This window comes from Bacteroides acidifaciens, assembly GCF_024623065.1.
In the GTDB taxonomy this organism is placed as follows: Bacteria; Bacteroidota; Bacteroidia; order Bacteroidales; family Bacteroidaceae; genus Bacteroides; species Bacteroides acidifaciens.
Map to the genome: position 1 here is coordinate 1 of NZ_JANJZR010000165.1, position 2,060 is coordinate 2,060.

2 pseudogenes are annotated in these 2,060 nt (G+C 39.4%); one reads left to right on the top strand and one right to left on the bottom strand.

Annotated features, from left to right (window positions below):
* Positions 1 to 90 precede the first annotated feature (90 nt).
* Positions 91 to 279: pseudogene (locus NSB03_RS20430) on the bottom strand (hypothetical protein); the annotation flags it as partial.
* A gap of 117 nt (positions 280 to 396) precedes the next feature.
* Between NSB03_RS20430 and NSB03_RS20435 the strand changes: the two are divergent.
* Positions 397 to 1,956, top strand: a pseudogene (locus NSB03_RS20435) (IS1634 family transposase).
* The last annotated feature ends 104 nt before the right edge of the window (positions 1,957 to 2,060 follow it).

The window sequence follows — 2,060 nt, forward strand, 5'->3', positions numbered from 1 at the left end:
GAGGGGGCTTGTAAAGTAAAAAAGAAGACTCGAACACCGTAAAATCAGCGTTCGAGCCATACTTTATTGCGCTATTTTGAGTTTTATCGGACAGCAATAATATTCTATATTGGCAATCAGCGTGGCAATAGCTTCTTTAGAGAGATAAGGTGCTGTTTTGATAGTTACATATTTCCGAATAGCATCCATGATTTTCACCTGTCTTTCGGCTTCCTTCTTTTTGAATCCCTCTAATAATGTATCATAATTGTCTAAAACAAAAGGTTGTTCAGTTGCTTGAATTTCCTGACTTTATCACTTTTTTAAAATTTTCTCATGAACCTGCCCTATAGATATCTGTAGCAGTGTTTTTAAGTCTAATTTGGGTGACGCACGGGAATTTTGTATCTTCGTGCTATGTTTGTGCGTAGGAAAAAGAATCGATCCGGCTCGACCAGTGTTGTCGTCGCCGATAAGAGTTCCAGTAGATTTACGGAACTCCATGTCATAGGTGTGGGTACAACCGAGGATGAAATTAGTCAACTTGTAAATGAAGGAAAGAATTGGATAGCCCATTACGGTGGACAGCAAACCATAAGCTTCCCTGATGATGAGTGTGAAAAACTAAGACGGGAAGAGAATTCAATGACTGAGTACATAGTATCCAATATAATAAGTACTTCTCTGAATTCACCTCAGAGAATCATCAATAAAGTTTACGATAAAATCGGATTCAATATCATACAGGATGAAGAACTACGTCATCTTGTAGTATCCAGAATATGCTCTCCTATGAGCAAGAAGGCCACAGTGGATTATCTGAGACGGCATTTCAAGGAAGAGGTCAGTTTACAGAAGATTTATCGTTATCTCGATAAACTATATAATACCCAGCAGGAACTCGTGCAGGAGATAAGTGTTAAGCATACAAAAGGATTGTTTGGCGGGAATTTAGGGATACTTTTCTACGATGTCACAACCCTTTATTTTGAGACAACGAATAAGGACAAGTTACGGGAATCCGGTTTTTCCAAAGATGGTAAAAATGCAAATTCACAAGTAGTTTTAGGACTTCTTGTCAGTCGTGGAGGATATCCCTTGTCTTATTCTCTGTTTAACGGTTCACAATATGAGGGATATACAATGCTTCCCATCGTAGATGATTTTGTTCAAAGATTCAATCTCGGCAATGATTTTGTAGTAATTGCAGACTCCGGGCTTATGAGCGCAAAGAATGTAAAGCTACTCCGTGATGGTGGATATAAGTATATAATAGGTGCCAGGATAAAGAAGGAATCCGGCCGGATAATGGAGAAAATAATTGCAACAGAGCGTCGGTGTGGGGTGTTCAATGATATCAAATATCCGGATGGAGACAGGCTTATTGTTGGATACTCTGATGAAAGGGCAAAGAAGAACGCATTCGATAGAGAACAAGGTGTGGAAAGGCTAAGAAAACGTTTTTCTAAGGGAACACTGACGAAGGCGGACATCAACAAACGAGGCTACAACAAGTTCCTTTCAGTCAGTTCTGGAATTACAGTCAGTATAGATGAGGAAAAGATAAAGGAAGATGCAATATGAGATGGATTAAAAGGGTATAAGACAAATACGGATCTAAGTCCAGAGAAAGTCTATGAAGCCTATCAGAATCTATGGAATGTGGAACGGTCGTTTCGTATTACCAAAGGTACGCTGGATGTAAGACCGATGTTCCATTTCACGCCAAGAAGAATTGAGGCTCATGTTTGTATATGTTTCGTTGCTTTGAAAGTATACAAGGAACTTGAAAGGCTATTAAAATTGTCTGGGTGTCCATACTCTGTAGATGAAACACTCAAGATAGCCGAGACTATAGTTACTATTGAGATTGCACGTCCGGAGAATAAAGACACTATAACAAAAACTCTCTGCCTCACAGAGGAGGAGAGAGCTATAGCGTACCTCATTGATACTGATGATTGGTTAGAGTTATGATTTGGGTGACGCAATGATAAAGTCAGGAAAAAGAAGACTCGAACACCGTAAAATCAGCGTTCGAGCCATACTTTATTGCGCTATTTGAGTTTTATCGGACAGCA